This is a genomic window from Algoriphagus sp. AK58 (assembly GCF_014324365.1).
Classification (GTDB): Bacteria; Bacteroidota; Bacteroidia; order Cytophagales; family Cyclobacteriaceae; genus Algoriphagus.
Genome location: NZ_QEIG01000003.1, coordinates 138,521 through 158,590 on the forward strand (window position 1 = coordinate 138,521; position 20,070 = coordinate 158,590).

The 20,070-nt window shown below is 44.6% G+C and carries 17 protein-coding genes and 1 pseudogene; 13 read left to right on the top strand and 5 right to left on the bottom strand.

What is annotated here, in order from left to right:
* Positions 1–21: 21 nt before the first annotated feature.
* The gene (locus DDT91_RS02635) at positions 22–2,091 is read right to left on the bottom strand and encodes a prolyl oligopeptidase family serine peptidase (protein ID WP_187174578.1); all 2,070 of its coding nucleotides are present in this window, start codon (positions 2,089–2,091) and stop codon (positions 22–24) included.
* Positions 2,092–2,148: 57 nt separating this feature from the next.
* On the opposite strand from DDT91_RS02635, the gene DDT91_RS02640 reads away from it, so the two are divergent.
* The gene (locus DDT91_RS02640; RefSeq protein WP_187174579.1) at positions 2,149–3,126 is read left to right on the top strand and encodes an alkaline phosphatase family protein; all 978 of its coding nucleotides are present in this window, start codon (positions 2,149–2,151) and stop codon (positions 3,124–3,126) included.
* 122 nt (positions 3,127–3,248) lie between these two features.
* Here DDT91_RS02640 and DDT91_RS02645 read toward each other — a convergent pair whose 3' ends face one another.
* The 4 genes from DDT91_RS02645 to DDT91_RS02660 form a co-directional block, all read right to left on the bottom strand.
* On the bottom strand, positions 3,249–4,811 hold the full coding sequence (locus DDT91_RS02645; RefSeq protein WP_187174580.1) for a M20/M25/M40 family metallo-hydrolase: 1,563 nt from the start codon (positions 4,809–4,811) through the stop codon (positions 3,249–3,251).
* 70 nt (positions 4,812–4,881) lie between these two features.
* The gene (locus tag DDT91_RS02650) at positions 4,882–5,457 is read right to left on the bottom strand and encodes a sugar O-acetyltransferase (RefSeq protein ID WP_187174581.1); all 576 of its coding nucleotides are present in this window, start codon (positions 5,455–5,457) and stop codon (positions 4,882–4,884) included.
* A 70-nt stretch (positions 5,458–5,527) separates the two neighbouring features.
* Positions 5,528–5,914: a PIN domain-containing protein gene (locus DDT91_RS02655; protein WP_187174582.1), complete on the bottom strand. Its 387-nt coding sequence runs from the start codon at positions 5,912–5,914 to the stop codon at positions 5,528–5,530.
* Between the two features lies 1 nt (position 5,915).
* Entirely contained in the window at positions 5,916–6,110 is a 195-nt protein-coding gene (locus DDT91_RS02660; RefSeq protein WP_187174583.1) for a type II toxin-antitoxin system VapB family antitoxin, read from the bottom strand.
* A 192-nt stretch (positions 6,111–6,302) separates the two neighbouring features.
* Here DDT91_RS02660 and DDT91_RS02665 point away from each other — a divergent pair, with 192 nt between their 5' ends.
* The 12 genes and pseudogenes from DDT91_RS02665 (at position 6,303) to DDT91_RS02725 (ending at position 20,067) form a co-directional block, all read left to right on the top strand.
* Positions 6,303–7,190: an EboA domain-containing protein gene (locus DDT91_RS02665; protein ID WP_187174584.1), complete on the top strand. Its 888-nt coding sequence runs from the start codon at positions 6,303–6,305 to the stop codon at positions 7,188–7,190.
* 45 nt (positions 7,191–7,235) lie between these two features.
* Positions 7,236–8,153 carry a TatD family hydrolase gene (locus DDT91_RS02670; RefSeq protein ID WP_111391409.1) on the top strand — a complete coding sequence of 306 codons (918 nt, stop codon included), beginning with the start codon at positions 7,236–7,238 and terminating at the stop codon, positions 8,151–8,153.
* A 3-nt stretch (positions 8,154–8,156) separates the two neighbouring features.
* Positions 8,157–9,071 (top strand): UbiA-like protein EboC, encoded by a 915-nt coding sequence (eboC, locus tag DDT91_RS02675; protein ID WP_187174585.1) that lies wholly within the window; start codon positions 8,157–8,159, stop codon positions 9,069–9,071.
* Positions 9,072–9,196: 125 nt separating this feature from the next.
* A complete protein-coding gene (locus DDT91_RS02680; RefSeq protein ID WP_187174586.1) occupies positions 9,197–10,351 on the top strand; it encodes a 3-dehydroquinate synthase in 1,155 nt (384 codons plus the stop codon).
* Between the two features lie 14 nt (positions 10,352–10,365).
* On the top strand, positions 10,366–11,577 hold the full coding sequence (gene eboE, locus DDT91_RS02685; RefSeq protein ID WP_187174587.1) for a metabolite traffic protein EboE: 1,212 nt from the start codon (positions 10,366–10,368) through the stop codon (positions 11,575–11,577).
* Positions 11,578–11,779: 202 nt separating this feature from the next.
* Positions 11,780–13,150 (top strand): alkaline phosphatase family protein, encoded by a 1,371-nt coding sequence (locus DDT91_RS02690; protein ID WP_187174588.1) that lies wholly within the window; start codon positions 11,780–11,782, stop codon positions 13,148–13,150.
* 72 nt (positions 13,151–13,222) lie between these two features.
* A complete protein-coding gene (locus tag DDT91_RS02695; RefSeq protein ID WP_187174589.1) occupies positions 13,223–14,362 on the top strand; it encodes a DUF4221 family protein in 1,140 nt (379 codons plus the stop codon).
* 6 nt (positions 14,363–14,368) lie between these two features.
* Entirely contained in the window at positions 14,369–15,520 is a 1,152-nt protein-coding gene (locus DDT91_RS02700) for a DUF4221 family protein (protein WP_187174590.1), read from the top strand.
* Positions 15,521–15,524: 4 nt separating this feature from the next.
* On the top strand, positions 15,525–16,646 hold the full coding sequence (locus DDT91_RS02705; RefSeq protein ID WP_187174591.1) for a DUF4221 family protein: 1,122 nt from the start codon (positions 15,525–15,527) through the stop codon (positions 16,644–16,646).
* Positions 16,647–16,652: 6 nt separating this feature from the next.
* A complete protein-coding gene (locus DDT91_RS02710; RefSeq protein ID WP_187174592.1) occupies positions 16,653–17,807 on the top strand; it encodes a DUF4221 family protein in 1,155 nt (384 codons plus the stop codon).
* Between the two features lie 6 nt (positions 17,808–17,813).
* Positions 17,814–18,953 (top strand): annotated as a pseudogene (locus tag DDT91_RS20570) (DUF4221 family protein).
* Entirely contained in the window at positions 18,943–20,067 is a 1,125-nt protein-coding gene (locus DDT91_RS02725; protein WP_187174595.1) for a DUF4221 family protein, read from the top strand. Before DDT91_RS20570 ends, DDT91_RS02725 begins: the two are co-directional and overlap by 11 nt.
* Positions 20,068–20,070 lie beyond the last annotated feature (3 nt).

Here is a 20,070-nt window from a genome sequence, read left to right on the forward strand (position 1 = left end):
TAGTTTCTGTGTATAACCTTCCTATTTCGCCAAAGAATATTTTGTTATGAATTGGTAAGTGGCATCAAAAGCCTTCACCCAATTTTGGTGTAAAAGGAAAGCATGAACCTCGTCCGGAAAGACCAGTTGCTCCACTTCAACTCCCTGTTTACGAAGCACTTCAGCCAGTTCCACGCTTTCGGAGAAAAGCACATTCCGGTCATCGTCTCCATGGATCAAAAGTACCGGATCGACCCACTTATCCACATAGGCCATAGGGGATGATTTGAACGCTAGTTCGGCCATTTTTGGGAACTTCTCCGGAGCATACCAAGGTGCAAAAACCGGAATGTCATTGTTCCAGTTGTGTACGCCATGGATATCCACACCCACATGGAATTTTTCCGGAGCTTGAGAGAGTGCATGCGCTGTCAGATAGCCTCCATAGCTTCCGCCCCAAGGTGCAATTCTTGACGGATCGACATCCAATCGGGCTGCAAGAAAATCTGCAGCAGCCAACACGTCCCGCACTTCGCTGGCACCTCCGGCCCCGTAATTTTCTTCCTCACGGAAATCCATCCCATAGCCGATTCCGCTTCGATAGTTAATCGTTAAGGCGATGTAGCCCTGAGAAGCAAAAAACTGCTGGGCGCCATAAGTATGTGAATAATACAAACCATAATTGTAGCCCAAAAGCATTTGTCTTCTACTACCTCCATGGATAAAGATTACTGCCGGATATTTCTTTTTGGGATCATAATTGGCTGGAAGGAAAAGTTGGGCAGACGTTTCAAACCCGTCTTTGGCTTTGATTTTTACAGGCTCGGGTTTGCTGAGCGTTTTGGGAAAATTTGCAGGGAAATAGGATTCGGCTAGCATTTTCTTTTTCCCATATGATTGGATCATCGGCCAGCCGGGTTGGTTCCAGTCGGATTGAAACCAAGCCAATCCATTTTCTATCCGCACCGGAGCCCAATTAATGGTTTGCGGATCGGATAAGAGTTCCAACTCAAATGTGGATAAGTCCAGTCGAGACACTTGTCTTCGATCAATGTTTCCGATATTATGAGTGACCAACAATTCGTTTTTGGTAAAAGAGTTTTGCACCCATTCTACTTGTCCTTCGCCCGGAGTCAAGTGTCTAACCTCTTTAGTTTTAGGGTTGACAGCATAGAGTTGCATCCAATTGTTCTTTTCCCAAGGGAAAACCAAGGAACCGTTTGGAGTCCACCAAAGACGTTCGCCGATGGCCGGTAGATCATCTACCATGACTGAACCCCGACCCGGATCTGCTTTCCAAACTTCCTCGGCTTTCATGCTTGCCAAGTCCAAAACCCGAATACTCCAGGGATTGGCTTCTTTAATGGAAGTAAAAGGCAAAAGATTTAAGATGTTGGGGATTCTTAGGTAGGCCAGTTTTTTCCCGTCTGGGCTCCAAGCAGGATAGGAATCAAAATCCAAACTGGCCTCAGGGTAGGTCAATTGTTTTTTCTCCAAATCCCAGAGACCCACAAAGGAATGGTCACCTCGTCCCGAAACAAAGGCGAGGTATTTTCCATCCGGAGAAAATGAGAGCATGGAAGCACTGCCTCTCGCGGTGAAAAGCTGCTTGATTGAATCAGTCGTGTCTGAAGCTGCCTTCAGATAAACCGAACCTCCGATCAAATAAGCGACTTGTTCTCCATTTGGGCTGAAAACAGGCGAGGTTCCTGGTGAAAACCATCTCGATTCGCCGCTTTCAAGATCAAGACTGTAGATTTTTTTATCTGTGTTTTCTTGGAGCTGAGCAGGATTGGCAGGCTGACCGGCCGAGTTTCGGCCATTTCCCCTTACGAAAAGCAGGGTTTTTCCATCCGGAGAAAAAACCACAGGTCCAAGATCCACCCCGATGTCTCCTTTATATTCTGTCAGTTTTTTGGCTTCGTAGTTTGGAGCTTTGGCGTAGAAAACATTTCGTTCGCCTTTGTCATTGAACACCCAAGCAACTGCTTTTCCATCGGGAGCCGCAGTCATGTAAGTGGGAAAAGGGGCAGAAATGTAATCGGCGACGGATTGTGCCTTGACCTGTATTGCCAACAGAATCAAGATGGAGGCAAAAAGGATCTTTCTCATAGGGTTGGGGTTTGGTAAAAGGTACAAATTCCGCTTTATTTCCAAAAAGTAATTCTAATGGACAGGTTTATTTGGTATCGGCTTTTGCTGTTTTTGTCAATCAATCTTTTGGTTCTACCGACCTTTTCTCAGGAAAAAAAGGTGGTGTTTATTATTCTTGACGGGATTCCTGCTGGAGAACTGGAAGCTACCTCTACACCTAATTTGGATAAGATTGCGACTATTGGTGGCTATGCGAGAGCTTATACAGGAGGAGAAAAGGGTGGTGATTCCGAAACTCCTACGATTTCCGCCGTGGGTTATAATTCGCTCCTCACAGGCACTTGGGCCAATAAGCACAATGTCTGGGATAATGACATTGCAGCTCCAAATTATTCGTACTGGACGATCTTTAGGTTGATGCGAGAGGCAAAACCAAATTCCAAACTGGCGATTTTCTCTACTTGGGAAGATAATCGAACCAAGCTACTGGGACAGGGGCTTAAAGAAACTGGAAACTTGAAGTTGGATTTTGCTTTTGATGGATTTGAGAAAGACACCCTGACTTATCCACATGATTCGGACAAGGACTACATCCGTAAGATTGATAATCTGGTTTCATTTGAAGCAGCTCATATTCTGAAAACTCAGGCTCCGGATTTGTCATGGGTTTATCTGGAATTTACTGATGATATGGGACATCGGTTTGGAAAAAGCCCCCAATTGACCTCTGCTGTAGAATTGGCTGATGAGCAAGTAGGAAGAATCTGGGAAGCCATTCAGTTGAGGGAAAAGAAGTTTGGGGAAAAGTGGTTAATCTGGATTACGACCGACCACGGCAGAAAAGCCCCTGACTTTAAAGACCATGGAGGTCAAAGTGACTCCGAGCGGGAAATCTGGATGGTGACTAATGCTAAAAATTTATTGGATCGGTTTCATTCGGGAAAAGCGGCAATGGTGGATATTTTACCCAGTTTGGTTGACTTTTTGGAAATACCCGTGCCTGAAACACAACGGAAAAATTGGGATGGCAGCTCGCTTTTAAAGAAACAGTAGGATTGATTTTGAATCACTTTAAAGTATAAAAAATGTCACCTCAGGGGAGTCTAGAAACCTTGAATCCTCCGAGGTGACAAATTTTTTGATTAATACAGAAAGAATAATTCTACAGGCTTATTTTATCTCGAGATACGCTGAAACAAAATTCCGCCTTGACGAGTAGGTGATCTCTTGCTTGGCCATTCGGTCGGTTCACCGGTGCGGAAATCAACAGGAATTCTCATTTTTTTGGATACCATATTTTCTTCTTCGCAAGCCATATAGACCATGATGGCGGTTAGGATGGCGTTATTTTTTATGTCGTCGAAGACCAATTTGTCGTAGGTATCCAGGTTGGTATGCCAAGTGATCGTGCCATAATCCCAAGCCAAAGAGCTTAGGTTAAAGGCAGGAACTCCAGCAGCCACGAAGGAAACGTGATCCGTTCCGCCCGAACCCGGATTGCCGGGAAAAGTAGTCTCGATGTCTCTGGTGATCTCTCTTGGGACTTTGTTGAGCCAGCGGCCTAGGTACTCATAGCTATCCACGAAACCTTGACCTGAAATATTTGCAATTCGGCCGGTTCCGTTGTCTTGGTTGAAAAGGACCTGGATTTTTTCTAACATTTCGGGATGATCTTCTACGAAAGCTCGGGAACCGTTAAGGCCTTGCTCTTCAGATCCCCAATGGCCAACCAAGATGGTTCGCTTGGGATTTGGATACACTTTTTTCAGGATGCGCATTACTTCCATCATCAGGATAGTACCGCTCCCGTTATCTGTAGCTCCGGTGCCGCCCTGCCAAGAATCCAAATGTGCGGAAAGCATCACATATTCCTCTGGTTTTTCGGTTCCTTTGATCTCTGCGATAGTGTTAAAAGTGGGCTGTAATCCGGTTTCTTTCGACTGGGCATTGACGTGGATTTTCGGTTTTTTACCGCTTTCCACCAACCTAAACAGCATCCCATAATCCTCGATCGAAAGATCAATGGTGGGCACTTGTCTGGTAGAGGCAGAGAAGATTTTATTTGCACCCAGAGCCCTAGACCAATAGGAAGTAATCACCCCTACCGCCCCTGCATTTTCCAATGCTACAGGAAGTGCCGTACGGTTTTTCCCGGTCTTTTGGGTGCGCTCAAGCCAAGCTTTCTCCAAGGCTTCTCTTTTCTCTTTAATGGCCTCGAAAGATTCTTCGGTTCCCCATTTTTCCCAGTTGTCATCCGGACGTCCGGTGAGCTGTGGAGCTGAAATCATGACGTATTTGCCTTTCACCGACGGAAGCCATTTTTGGAAAGCAACTGAGTCTGCCAAATCTGGCAAAACGATCACTTCAGCGGTCAAGCCGCCTTCCGGTGATGCAGGACTCCAGGAAAGCTGTGTTCCAGCCAAGGTTCTCACCCAAGGCTCGACCATATCGATATGGGTGATCCCACGATCCCAACCTCTCCACTCGCCCCATTTTTCATTTTTAGCATCGATACCCCATGTTTGGTATTGCTTTACTGTCCAATCATGAGCCTGCTGCATTTGTGGGGTACCCACGAGTCTTGGACCAATCCCGTCCAGAAGTTCATGGGCGAGAGTTTCCAATTGAGAATTTTCATTTGCCTCTTTGATAATGGCATCGATGACTTGATTTTGGGCCTGCACTTTGACAGACACCAAAAGCAAAAGCCCAAGGCCATAGCGGTAGATTTTGTTCATTGGGTTTTAGTTTAGATGCTAAAATAAAAGTGTGGGGCAGATTTTGGCTAACCGTTGGTGGATATTTCATTTATAGCTTCTTCACCACCTGACATGGATTTCCAAAAGCCAATACATCATCCGGTAGGTCTTTGGTCACCACCGAACCCGCACCGATGGTCACATTATCTCCGATCGTGACACCGGGAAAAATGACCGAATTTCCTCCAATCCAAACATTATCACCTATGGTCACGGGTTTGGTGGAAGTATGATATCGTGTGCTTTCGCCCTCCTGATAGATTCGCTCGGAAGCTTTTAGCGGATGTGTTGCTGTATAAATCTGCACATAGGGAGCGATCAGTCCATTTTTTCCGATGGTGATTTTGTTGTCATCGAGGAACATGCAATTGGTGTTGACAAAAGTGTTTTCCCCAATTTCGATGTTGATTCCGTAGTCGCAGAAAAAGGGAGTTTCGATCCAGACACCTTTTCCCACCTTTCCCAAAAGTTGACTGATCAGCTCATTTCTCCTGTCCAAATCCCGGCTATCACAAGTATTGTAAGCTAAAATTAAGGCCCGAGCTCGATGGTAAAGCTCGAGGAGTTCGGGATCACGGGAGTCGTAAGCCTCTCCGTCTAGCATTTTTTGGAGGTTGGTTTTCATCCGAAATTAGTTTCAATACTTATGGCTTTATGGATTATCAACCTCTTGGATTTTTTTCTAAAAGGTTATTTCAGGAGATCAATTTGAAGTTCAAAAAGCTTTGCATCAATTTGAAATGCTTATCAAAAGAATATAAAGTCAGGTTTTCTTCAATCACTTGTTGTAGAATGATCAAGTCAGGAATACCAACCTTGTTTATTCCATTTTTGAGATTAAGAATTTGATATTGCCTTATCAAGTCCCAATCAATAGCAAATGGGATCTTTTCAATTGAAAACAAGCTTTCAATAGCTTCTGTCTTTCGTTGAAGCTTTAAGTTTGGAATTAATTCGCATAAGATAATGTCGTTAGTGGAAACTATATCTTCTTCAAGAAACTGATCTAAATGAGTAGGCCTAGAGTTTTTGAAGAATTCGATCCAAACGGAACTATCTACTAAAACCGGAGATCTGTTCATTCTACTTTCTATCCCTTAAAACATCTAAATCAATATCCAGATCTATTGATCCTTTCATGTTGATTAGTCTTTTCCTCTTGTTTCTGGCGATTTTTTCCTCCAGAGCCAACTTTATAGCTTGGCTTTTGGTCGTTGAGCCGGTTATTTTCATTACCTCCTCGATCAGTTCTTCGGGAATTTCGATGGTTGTTCTCATGGATTTATATGCAGAAATGCATCATTATTTATGTAAATCTAACCTCTTATTCAAAAATAAGGTTCTCCTCAGGGTAAATTCTTCATGATTTTAATCAGGATTGGCCTTTTCACCTTCCTTTTACCACATTTCCTTTGGCTTTTCTGAGGCTTTTGGATTTACTTTAACTCCGCTTCAAATCCGAAGAAAAACATGCAAACCCAAACTGACTTACTGGCTTTTTTTGAAAGCGTCTTGGCGTCACGAGCGGAGACCAAAGCGCTTGATTGGCTAAGCTCCCAAACCGAAAAAATCAATGCTGACGCATCGACCACCAAGTTTTTCTTGGCGTTTTCCCAAGCTTCCCGGTTTTTTAAAAAGGACAATCTCATTTTATCAGAGACCGAGAAAAAAACTACAGGTAGCTTGGTCTCAGGATTTGATCCCAGTCATTGGGATGTATTGCAAACTGCAAGAACGTATTTACTATTAAAATTTGCCCCGAGAAAAGAGGCTTGGCTGAAAGCAATTAACCAACTCTTTGAAACCGGCGACATGCACGAGCAGCAGGCGTTATATGCAGCCTTGCCTGTGATGCCTTATTCAGAAGACTTGCTTACTCGGGCGATTGACGGCTGCCGAACCAATATGACCCTGATCTTCGATGCGATTGCACTGAACAATCCGTATCCACCAGCTCATTTTCCCGAAGCCAATTGGAATCAATTGGTGCTGAAGTCCATCTTTATGCAGCGACCGATTTATAGGATTCAGCAATTGGACGAAAGGAGAAATCAGGCATTGGCGGAAATTGCTTCGGATTTTGCCCACGAACGTTGGGCTGCCGGTCGATCGGTCATGCCTGAATTGTGGCGTTTGGTGGTTCCTTTTCTCAACGAGCGTTTGCTGGAAGACTTGAAAAAAGTCGTCTTTTCAGAAGACCAATTGGAGGCTGAAGCCGGAGTCTTGGCCGCTTATCAATCGGACTTTGCACCAGCCAAAGACCTGCTCAAATCCTTCCCTGAAACCGTCTCTGCCATAGAATACGGAGAAATCTCATGGGAGAAAATCGGTAAGGATTTTCAGGACAAAAAAGCCTAAACAGGCCAAATTCGATTAATTTTAAAAAACTAATTCCACAAAGCCATGAGCAAGGAAATGTATATCGATCCTCATATTCACCTCGTCTCCCGAACCACAGATGACTACGAAGCCATGCGAAAGGCCGGCATCGTCGCCACCATCGAGCCCGCCTTTTGGCTGGGTCAGCCGCGTACGGAAGTTGGATCCTTCAAAGACTACTTTTCCACTTTGGTCGGCTGGGAGCGGTTCCGCGCCAGTCAGTTCGGCATTGTGCACTATTGCACCATGGGATTGAATTCCAAGGAAGCCAACAATGTGCCTTTGGCTGAGCAGGTGATGGAATTACTTCCGCTCTATGCAGGTAAAGAAGGCGTGGTGGCAATCGGGGAGATCGGCTATGATGATCAAACTGAAGCCGAAGATCGTTTTTACCGCCTTCAACTGGAACTGGCTAAAGATGTCAATCTTCCGGTATTGATCCACACTCCTCATCGAGATAAAAAGAAAGGAACAACCCGCTCTATGGACGTGGCCGAAGAGCATGGCATGGACCCAGGATGGGTGGTCGTCGATCACAACAATGAGGAGACGGTAAAAGAAGTGTTGGATCGAGGATTTTGGGCAGCATTTACTATTTATCCACATACCAAAATGGGGTCCGAGCGTATGGTCGAGATCGTCAAGCAATATGGACCCGAGCGAATCATCGTGAACTCAGCAGCGGATTGGGGAATTTCTGACCCGATCGCTGTGCCAAAGACAGCGGCCCTCATGCGCAAAATGGGAATTCCTGAAGAGCATGTGCGTCTGACTACTTATCAAAATGCTTTGACGGTATTCGGTCTCAGTGGACAAATGCATGAAGACGATTGGCTCAAAGCTCCGCCGATCGATCAGACCAAAAAATTGGGAGGAAATTCCGTACTTCGTGGAGGTCAGGTGCCTCGCGTAGAGGGTCCTGCCGATCGAGTAGAAAATTAATCCATGAAAAATACCAAGCTTTTCGCTTATCTACAGCTAACCCGCCCAGCCAATGTGATCACCGCGATCGCAGACATCTGGGCGGGTTTTGCCATTGCAGGCGCCTGGGATTATATGGCCACCAATTGGGTCTATGGAGACCAGCAATTTTGGTGGAATCTACTCTGGCTTTCATTGAGTACAATTGGTTTGTATGCAGGTGGAGTAGCCTTCAATGATGTCGCAGATGCAGACTTGGATGCTATCGAGCGGCCTGAGCGCCCTATTCCGAGTGGAAGAGCCTCCAAAAAGGCTGCTTTTTGGATGTCTTCCTTACTTTTGGCTTTCGGAATTAGCTGTGCCTTTCAGGTCAATCAAGTCGCCGGAATCCTAGCCATTGCCATTGCAGCCTGTGCTGTGCTTTATGATTATTGGGGCAAGCATCAGCGGATCCTCGGTCCAATCAATATGGGGCTTTGTCGCTCCGGTAATTTATTGCTGGGCGTCAGTGTGGCTCCGGAAGTGTTGGAAAAAATCTGGCCCATCGGTCTTTTGCCCTTGATCTATGTAGCTGCTATTACCATGATCAGTCGGGGAGAAGTACATGGCAAAAACCGAAAAGCGCTTTTTGCGGGAGGAGCTATGTATGCATCCATTTTCTTGGCGATTTTTGGCTTGGCCTATCTGGAGAGTCCGGGATACCTGCAAGTGATTCCTTTTTTAGCTTTGCTGGGCTATATGATCTTTCCTCCTTTGGCAAAAGCCATCCGAACTCAAGAACCCAAATTCATCGGCAAATCGGTGAAAGCAGCGGTGATTTCACTCATCATTGTCAATGCTTCTTTGGCTTCGGCCTTTTCGGGATGGCCCATTGGAATCATCGTTTTGCTGCTTCTTCCCATTTCCCTTTGGTTAGCCAAAAAATTTGCTGTAACCTAGGCCTGATTTAAACCTATTTCTTTCACAAATTGTCTTGAAACTGAAGTATGCATTAGAATTCGTAGTAGATTTTCTGGTGCATATCCTGGTTGACAGAAAACCCGAATAACCTATTGCCTTAAGCCATGAATACGATTCTCGAACAGTCCTTTTCGGTTCCTTTCCGTTACCCGGTAGCCTTTACCGAGAATCTATTTGATCCACAAAATCAAATCCTAGCCAATGTCCTTCGTGGCGAGCGCGTGCCCAAAGTACTCTTTGTCATCGACAGCGGAGTGGCCGACACTCATCCCCATTTGATCGCAGAGGTGAAAAACTATGCTTTGGCACATGCAGATGTATTCACCTTAGCCTCCGAACCAATGATTGCAATCGGGGGGGAGGCCTGCAAAAATGAGGAATCCGAATACCAAAAGATCGTAGAAGCGACGCATCTCTATGGGATCGACCGTCATTCCTACATTGCAGCCATCGGTGGCGGTGCAGTACTGGATATGGTGGGCTTTGCAGCGGCTATTTCCCATCGGGGCATTCGTCTGATTCGGATTCCGACCACCGTTTTGTCGCAAAATGACTCCGCTGTAGGTGTCAAAAACAGTGTCAACGCCTTTGGTAAAAAGAATTACCTCGGCACGTTTGTTCCGCCGGTAGCGGTATTGAATGATTTCAATTTCCTCAAAACCCTCGATGACCGTGACTGGAGAGCAGGAATTTCCGAAGCCATCAAAGTGGCTTTGATCAAAGATTTGAGCTTTTTCGAGTGGTTGGAAAATGCGGGAGAAGCCCTTGCCCGCAGAGAGATGGAACCCATGAAAGTCCATATCATTCGCTCTGCGAAAATGCACATGGACCATATCGCCGGCAAAGATCCTTTTGAATTTGGAAGCTCCCGACCCCTGGATTTCGGACATTGGGCCGCACATAAATTGGAAAAATTGAGTGACTTCCGCATCCGTCACGGGGAGGCTGTGGCCATCGGGATTGCCTTGGATTCTGCCTATTCCTATTTACAGGGGAGAATCACAGAGTCGGATTTCAACCGGATCATTCAACTGATGCATACCCTGGGTTTTGAGCTTTTTGCGCCAGAACTTCAGGGAGAAAATCTGATTAAAGGGTTAAAGGAATTCCAGGAACACTTAGGCGGTCAGTTGACCATCATGCTCTTGGAAAAGTTGGGCAAAGGCGTGGAAGTCCATGAAATGGATCACGACTTGATCTTTAAATCTGTGGAAATTCTCCGTAGGTTAGAGAAAAAGTCTGCCGTTCACGCATCTTGATTTTTTCCCAGCCTATGAAAATCCATGACTTTCACCTAAGCTATTGTAGCAATATCCATCCCGGAGAAACATGGGATGCGACCTTCGAAAACCTCAAGATCTATATTCCTGAGGTCAAAAATCGCCTCAAACATAAAGGCCCTTTTGGCATCGGGCTTCGGCTTTCCCACGAGGCTTCCTTGATTTTGCAGCGTCCGGAGCGGATGCGGGAGTTTCAGGACTGGCTGAAAAAGGCCAATGCCTATGTGTTTACCCTAAATTGCTTTCCGTATGGAGGCTTTCACCGAACCAAAGTGAAAGAAAATGTCCACACGCCGGATTGGACTACCGCGGAAAGAAAGGATTACACGATTCGGAGTTTTCGGATTTTAGCCCAACTCCTTCCCGAGGGAATGGAGGGAGGTATTTCCACCTCCCCGCTTTCCTACCGGCATTGGTTTTCTTCCGAAAAGAAAAAGAATGAAGCGATCCAAAAATCTACGGATCACCTGATCGAGGTAGTGGAGGAGTTGGTGAAAATCCATCAGGAAACCGGCAAGCTCCTGCATTTAGACATTGAGCCCGAACCGGATGGGATTTTGGAGAATTCGGACGAACTGATCAGTTACTTTCAGAAGTGGTTGTTGCCTTGTGGGAAAACAGCCTTGTCTGAAAAGCTAAAAATTTCCTCAGAAGAGGCGGAAAAGCTGATCAAAACCCATATTCAGGCTTGCTATGATGTATGTCACTTTGCAATTGTGTATGAAAATCCGGCCGATACTTTCCAGAAATTGGAATCCGCAGGGATTCAAATCGGAAAGATTCAGATTTCGGCTGCACTGAAGGTGATGATTCCGGAGTCCGCCGTGGAGCGGTTTACACTCAGCAAACGATTGGAAGAATTTGCCGAATCTACCTACCTGCATCAAGTCGTCGCTCGAAAAAAAGACGGGCAGTTTGCCTCTTATCCCGACTTGCCTCAGGCCATCGAACACCTTGGTAAAACCAAAGATTTGGAATGGAGGATTCACTTCCATGTGCCCGTCTTTTTGGATAATTATGGCTCATTCCAGTCTACACAGAACGATATTTCGATTGTACTCAATCAAATTTTAACCAACCCAACCCTCACTAAACACTTGGAAGTCGAGACCTATACTTGGGAGGTTCTGCCCGAGGACACACACCTGACCCTAGGCGAGTCGATTGCCAGGGAGCTCAGCTGGGTGATCGAAGAATTGGGTTAGGAATAAATGATCGTGTAATTACGATTTTTGATTTACGATTTACGAGGGAGAGAGTAGTTTTAGGCTTTTTCTCAGGATTTAACCTTTTTGAGAACAAGGTTTGAAGTTCGATTATAGGTCGTAAATCGTAATTCTGAATTCGTAAATCTGTTCCTTAACATTAGCATAATTGGGTTCAGCCCGTTGATTTGAGAGTTTAACCATGAAGAAGACCGTAGTCCTAGATATTGTTGCTTTGTCTCCCCGAGTAATCGGAGAGCACACGCCTTTTTTGAAAAAATGGATCGCCTCCAAAAAGCAAGCCGTGGTCGAACCCGTACTTCCTGCAGTGACTTGCTCGGCTCAATCCGTGTATCTGACCGGAAAGTGGCCGACCGAAAATGGTATCGTGGGCAATGGCTGGTACTTTCAGGATGAGTGCGAGATCAAGTTTTGGCGGCAGTCCAACAAGCTCGTACAGGCCGAAAAAGTGTGGGAAGTCCTCCGGAAAGAGAATCCTGGGTTCACCGTAGCCAACATGTTCTGGTGGTACAATATGTACTCTTCCGCTGACTATGCCGTGACTCCGCGACCGCTGTATCCTGCAGATGGGCGCAAATTGCCCGATTGCCATAGCCAACCCATGGAGCTGCGAGACCGGCTTCAGGCCGAGTTGGGCCAGTTTCCGCTCTTCACTTTTTGGGGACCGAATACCACCATCGAATCCAGCAAGTGGATCGCCGAGGCAGCCAAAAAAGTGGAGGAATGGTACAATCCCACGCTCAATCTGATCTACATTCCGCATTTGGATTACAACCTGCAGAAGTACGGCATTGACTTTTCCAAAATCTCCAAGGATCTCCGTGAGGTGGATGACTTAGCCAAGGACCTGATCACCTTTTTTGAAAATCGGGGTGCTGAGGTCCTGCTACTTTCTGAATATGGCATTACGAGTGTGAGTAAGCCGATTCACCTCAACCGGATTTTCCGGGAAAAAGGCTGGATTCAGGTAAAGAATGAGTTGGGCAGGGAGACCCTCGATGCCGGCACATCGGCGGTATTTGCGGTAGCGGATCATCAAGTCGCCCATGTCCATGTCAACGATCACTCCAAACTTGCCGAGGTCAAAGCACTGCTGGAAAAGACTCCCGGTGTGGAAAAAGTGCTGGATGCCCAAGGCAAAAAAGATTTCCACATCGATCACGCCCGCTCGGGAGACTTGGTCGTGATCGCCGATGCGGAATCGTGGTTTACCTACTATTTCTGGCTGGACGATGCCAAAGCGCCTGACTATGCGCGCTGCGTGGATATCCATCGCAAACCCGGGTACGATCCGGTCGAGCTGGTTCTCGATCCCGCAATCAAAATCCCAATTCTGAAAATCGGCTCCAAGGTGCTTAAGAAAAAGCTTGGGTTCCGCTACCTGATGGATGTGATTCCTTTGGATGCGACTTTGGTGAAGGGAGCTCACGGGCGAATTCCCGAGTCTGACTTGGACAAGCCGCTTTTGGTCGCCGATTCCGGCATTCTTGACGCGGACCGAATCCAACCCACGGCTGTCTTTGACCTGATCATCAAAGCAGTAAATCGTTAAGATTCGTAAAAATCCGAGTCAATTCTTTGATCTTAGTTTATTCTCGCTTTCTTAGTAGAAAAATTATTTTCTGTGAGAAAGCTTTTTATGTTTCTTTTAGCTCCCTTGATTTTTTCCTGCGGAGGGAATTCTTCTGAAAAAGCCGAATCGGGCAATATCTTGGAGAATTTGAGTTTTACGGTGGATACTGTTTTGGTCGATCCGGGTGAGGAACTCATCAATCTGGCTTCAGGCCTACGCTTGGCGGATTTTTCTCCAGATAAAAAAAAGCTTTATCTCCTCAACGGGGTAGATCAAAGCCTAGCAGTGATCGATATGGAGGTTCTTAAACTGTCGGGAAAGAATCAGTTTGAGGCAGAAGGACCCAATGGGATTGGAAACTACCACAACAGAATCCAGATTCTTTCAGGAGATCGAATGTATATCAACAGTTTTCAGAGCAATGCAATTTTCAATTTTCAGGGAATCAAAGAAGAAACTATCAAGATCTTGGCTGAGAATATCGACAGTCTTTCCATAGAAGATGAGCAAAATGCCTGGTATGGCTTAATGCTTAGCAAGGACGAGAAGAAGGTTTTTTCCTTGCCAGGCAACTTTTTTGAAGGAGGCAGAAACCTATTGGTGGCTGATTTTCCAAGTCTGAAGGGGAAGGTGATCCAACTTCCTGCAACTGATTTGGCTTCCAACCTCCGGGTGATTCTGAAGAGTAAAGAGATGATGAGCGTGTCGGTTCAGGAAATTTTTCTTCAAGAATTCAATGGGAAAATCATCATTGGCAATTCTGCCTCGAGTGATGTGTACCAATATGATTATGTTGTGGATTCCCTTGAGTTGAAGACTTATCAACATGTCCTCGTGCCCAACCGAAAAGAAGTTTCTGTGAAGGCTGAGGTGGAATCCCAGGAAGAGTTTCAAGCTGAAATGGACAAAATCAACCAGCAGATCGCCTTTCAACGGTTTTTTGAGGATCCTGAAATGAAAAGATATTACCGATTTGGGAAAATCAACCTTCCCAAACCCAGTCCAGATGCTGAACAAAAAGAGGAGGTTTTTTTATTCGCCTATGACAGGGATTTTAATCTCATCGGTGAAAGCCGATTGAAAGAACTGACCAAAGTACCTCAATTCCCCTTTTTCAAAGACGGCAAGCTCTGGTCCTATGTCAATGTGGAGGATGAATTGGGCTTTGCAGTATTCGACCTTAGCTTTTGATAAACTATGAAAAAACTGTCCCTACTTCTTTTTCTTCCCTTATTATTTTCCTGTGGAGGGAATACTTCTGAAAAGGCCGAATCAGGCAATATTTTGGAGAACCTGACTTTTGCGGTGGATACTGTTTTGATCGATCCGGGGGAGGATATTTTTATTCTTACCAACGGTTTGGGGGCTAAAGAACTAAATGCGGATAAAAGCACCTTGATCTTTTTCGAAAGAGATCCTTTGCAGCTCGTGGAGGTCGATCTCAATGCCTTACGATTGATACGCAAAACACCCTTTCAAAAAGAAGGTCCGGATGGTGTGGGGCCCTATTTGGTGGGGTTTCAATTGGGACCAGAAGGAGAACTTTTTGTTCAGGGGTTTCCAGCCCAGGCTATATTTTCCAAGGATGGAAAAATAATCGAACCGCTTAATGTGATTCCGAATGGGATAGATCCGGAGCATGCAAAAGATCTTAGGAAGCTGTATGGAAAAGTGGTTTATGATTTTTCGAAAAACAGAATATACACTCAGCCTTCCCTCGAAATGGTGGAGCAGAATGAACTTTTTATCATTGATCCCGAGACCAAAGAAGCGGAAATCAGAACTATTCCCGAAATGAAATCTATCCAGGAATTTTCGGGAACGCTCATTACCAAATCCGGTGAAGCTACGATGTATCGATATTACGGAGTAGGTAGCTTTATGACCATTGAAAATGGTCAGCTTCTGATTTCTTCGGGAGCGATGAGTGGGATTTATCGGCTGGATTCCGAGACGGACAGTCTTTATTTTGTCCCGATTCAGCACCGAAACTTTCCCAACCGGATGGACATCACCGTGGCTAATCTACCCACGGATGAAAATCTGTTTTTCGAAGACCGGAGAAAGGTCTATGCCCAATTGAACTACATGGAGCCTCGTTGGGACGAGACCCGAAAGATGTATCTGAGACTGGGGAAAAGAACTTTTTTGGGTGAAAACAGAGGTGATCCTCCCACGTTTGAAGTGTTTCTCTTTGCGTATGACAAGGAGTTCAATGTCTTGGGTGAGACCAAAATCGAAGGATTGAAGCAGGTTCCTGAAAACGCCTTTTGGAAAGACGGCAAGCTCTGGTCCTATGTCAATGTCGAAGACGAATTGGGCTTTGCTGTGATTGACTTTAAATTTTAAGACAATGAAAAAACTAGCAGTACTTCTTTCTATTCCTATTCTATTTTCCTGTGGAGAAAATTCATCTGAAAAATCGGAATCTGGAAACGCATTGGAGTCTTTGACCTATTCAGTAGATACATTGGTGATCGATGCCAGGGAAGAGTTCCTCTTCATTCAGTGGGGATTGCTCGGTTCGGCAGTTACCCGTGATCTGAGGCAGTTGTATAATTTCAACCTAAAGGATTTTAAGCTGGAGCAGATTGATTTGGATAGTCGGACTCTAATTAAGAAAATACCCTTGGAACGAGAGGGACCACTTGGAACTGGGGATTCTCAATTGATCCAGCTGGACAAAGCCGGAAACATCTATTTCATCGGCATGTGGGAGCTTCGGATTTTCAATCCAAGCCTAGACTCAATGACCTTGTTCAAGTTGAATCCGGATACGCTGAGCGGTCTGGAACCAGATGATGCCGTGGGTTCTGAGGCACTTGTGACAGCAGATGGCAAATCCTTTATTTCCACCTATTTTTCCAAAGAACAAACGCAGGCGGGGCTGTTGGTGATTTCCTTGGAAGACCTTTCTGCCAAAAAGTACCCCTTTGATCTCGGTGTAAAATTGGAGCCCTTTCGATTTACATTGATTGAAGATGGCATGGTGAGAGCGAGTACCATGGAACGGATTTATTTGACAGAAGTGGATCAAAAAGTTCTTGTTTCCTCTGCGCACTTCAATGAGGCCTACGTCTTAGATCTTAGCCAAGACACCTTGATGGTGAAAAGACACCACTCTCAGCTTACCGCCAACGAAAAGACAAAGCCACAAAAGTCAACTGCCTACTCTTTCAAGGAATTGGAAGATATCCTTGCAGAAACCGGTAAACAAGTCCGCTTTGGAAGCTATGTTTATGACCCATTCCAAAAGCAGATTTGGAGATTTTCGCAGGTGCTGGAAAGTGAGCTGGAAGGAAAAAAGACCTATAAAAATGTCGTTACCCTTTTTGACTCAGAACTGAATCAAGTTGGCGAAACAGTGCTCCCGATTTTTCCGGAGATACCTTTTTTCTTCAAAGACGGCAAGCTCTGGTCCTATGTCAATGTAGAGGATGAATTAGGCTTTGCGGTGATCGACTTTAACTTTTAAAATACTTTGAAAAAACTTGCCCTACTTCTTTGGCTTCCCTTGATTTTTGCCTGTGAAGGCAATTCTTCCGAAAAAGCTGAATCGGAAAATATCTTAGAGAATCTGACGCTCGCCATCGATACGGTAGTGGTCGATCCCAAAGGAGAAATCATTGATTTGGGGTATGGAATCAACAGATCCTCCATTTCTTCGGATGCCAGGACCCTTTATTTTTTTGACATGAGAAAGACTGTGATCAATGAAATAGACCTGGATAAATTAGAGCTAATTGGTAGTTATCCATTTTCTAAAGAAGGACCCAATGCAGTTGGTTTTAATCCTCCCAGTATCCAATCCCTGGCCAATGATCGATTTTTGATCATCTCTCCATTGATCAATGTCGGAACCTACACCAAGAATGGTCAGAAAGAAAAAAGCTTAAAATTCAATTTCAAAGAAATTGAAGGACTGGGTGTGGATGAAGAAGGCTTGATCACCAATAGAATTACCCTTTCCCATGATGAGAGGCTAATGTTTGCTCTTACTAGGCTTGACCCCTCTGAAAATGAAGTCAGACTCTTGATAATTAATCCCGACGCTAAAACCGGAAAGAGTATCGAGCTGCCCAATATGCTTCAGACATTGAAATTAACCTTGTTGCTACGACTCGAAGAGCAAAAAAGGATGGCGAGGACCGGTGAAAACATTTGGCTGAGAACCATTAATGAAGCGCTTCATATCACCAGTTCGGTCACCTCAGACCTGTATGTGTATGACTATAAAAAGGATTCTCTGCGCTTGGTTGAATTCGATCATCAACTAGTCCCCAAAAAGAAAACCGGTGATTTTGAAAGTAATGTGTTTACCGATGAAAAAGAGTTTGAAGATGCTATGGAAAAGCAAATGAACCAGGTTGCTTTTAGGGAATTGATTTGGGATGATCAGCGAAAGCAATTCTTCCGCTTTGGCTATAGGCCGATTAAAGATGCAGAAGGCAACTGGTACAAACGCGCGGAAGTTTACCTTTTTGTTTATGATGCCGATCTGAAACTGTTAGGGGAAAAATTTCTGCCCGAATTGACCAATGTTCCTGAATTTACCTTCTTCAAAGACGGCAAGCTTTGGTCCTATGTCAATGTCGAAGACGAATTGGGTTTTGCGGTGATGGAGTTTAAATTTTGATAAACTATGAAAAACACGATTTTAATTTTTTTGGCAGTTGCATTTCTTGGTTCTTGTAAGGAATCTGAAAAGCAGGCTAACCCCTCTTCTTTAGAGGTAGCATTTCTGGAGATCGATACCGTGATGATCGATTCCAAAGGCTATTTCTTTTACCTTACAGAGTCCTTAGGCAAATCTTTCCTCTCCAGGGATACTGACATTCTATACAATTTAAACCAAAAAATCCCTCAACTGGAGTTAGTTGACCTTAACTCTCTATCTCTGTTGGATTCCATTCCATTGGAAAGGGAAGGACCCACTGGAATCGGGAATTATCCGGTTTTTGATGGGTTTCAACTCACCGAGAATGGGGATATCTTCTTTTTTGCCTGGGAGGAATTGGTCAAACTAACTCATGACCGAACCCAAGTAACCAAGTATAGATTTGACAATCTTCCTTTGCATGGAGATGTTCCCTTACCTGGAGAAGTCATTCGGTATAGAGGATTGGTCACGGATAACGGGAAGTATTACATCGGTTTTTATGGAAGTGCTGAGGATACCCATTCCAGGCATGGATTGGTGAAAATCGATCTGAAAGAATTCACCGTGGAGAAAATAAACCTCCCTATTTTCCAATAATTGGTGTCTTATGAAATTAAAACCAAGACATCAAGCGACTATCCATACACCTATGTCGAGCCTGTTTTTTTGACTCAAGCTGGGGATAACCTCTTGGTATCTGCTGCACCTGTAAATGAAGTTTATCGAGTGGATTTGGAATCCAGAGAATTTGACCTGATTTCCTTCAACTCAAAACTTACGTCAAATAAAGTAAAAATCACCTATCCCACGGTCAACCCCCAGTACGAAGGATTGTACGAGCGCTGGAAACAGGTTTCTTTTTATGGATTCCACTGGGACGAACAATCCCAACTGTTTTGGAGAAAGACCAATCAGACATTTGTAGAGTCGGAAACTAGGCCAAACAAGGTTCACCTTACTTTTTTTGATAAAAATCTTAACCAAGTAGGTGAATTTGAGCTTCCTGATGACTGGAAGATTCAGGGACCTCAATTTGTCATACAGGGGATGTACTGGCAGTATATCAATCTCAACGACGAAATGGCCTTTGCAAGGCTTAAGCCAAAATTCAATGAAAAATAAGTATTTTATTTTCCTCTTGGGACCATTTTTTATTTTTTCCTGTGGAGGCGCTTCATCCGAAAAAGCTGAATCGGGCAATATTTTGGAGAATTTGACTTTTATGGTAGACACCGTTATGATCGATTCCAAAGGAGCGCTTTTTGAATTGATAAGGGGTCCGCATACCTCTTCCGTCTCTGAAGATGGCAAATACCTGTACCTGTTCAATTCCAGAACCCATCAAATCCAACAGATCAATTTGGATAAATTGAGTTGGGAAAAGGACTTTGACTTTGAAGTGGAAGGGCCGAATGGCATCAGCGATATGGTTTTAAAAACCCAAACTTTGGGTGATGGCACCTTCCTGATTACCGCTTTTAATAGATTGGGTGTTTTTTCACAGGATGGCACAAAGTTGAAAGATCTGTCTATTTCATCACTTCCTCTTCAGACGGATTTACAGGAGTTGGAATACAGTATGGTTCTTTCCAAGGAGCAAAACCAGCTTTTTTCCCTTCCGGGAGTTCGGTTTCAGGGACCTCGAACTTTTGCAAAAATCGATCTGCAGACTTATGAAATTGAAAACTTCCCCATCAAGGAGATGGATTGGATTTTTGAGTTGAAAGTTGGGACGGCCAATCAAGTGGTTTTTCAAGAATACATGTACTTGCACGAGACAAACAATCAGATATTGACCCTTAGTCCTTCTACTTCTGCGTTTTATCGCTATGACCTAAAGAAGGATTCGCTCACCTACCATTCTTTTGTACATGCCTTAAGTCCGGTAGCCAATGATAGTAAGCCGAGAACCATTGTCGAGACAGATCAGGAGTACCAAGAAGAAATGAGGAAGTATTTTATGGGGATGTATTTTGGACCTTTGATCTGGCAAGAGGACAAGCAGGTTTATCTCCGATTTGGAAGAAAGTCAAATGAAATAGATGAATCTTGGCAAAGCACCTCAAGCCAGGTCTTTATGTATGCCTATGATCGGGATTTCAATCTGATCGGAGAGGCTCAAGTGCCCGAAAAAACGGCATTTCCTAGAGATTTCTTCTTCAAAGACGGCAAGCTCTGGTCCTATGTCAATGTAGAAGATGAATTGGGTTTTGCGGTGTTTGACTTTAAATTTTAGAGT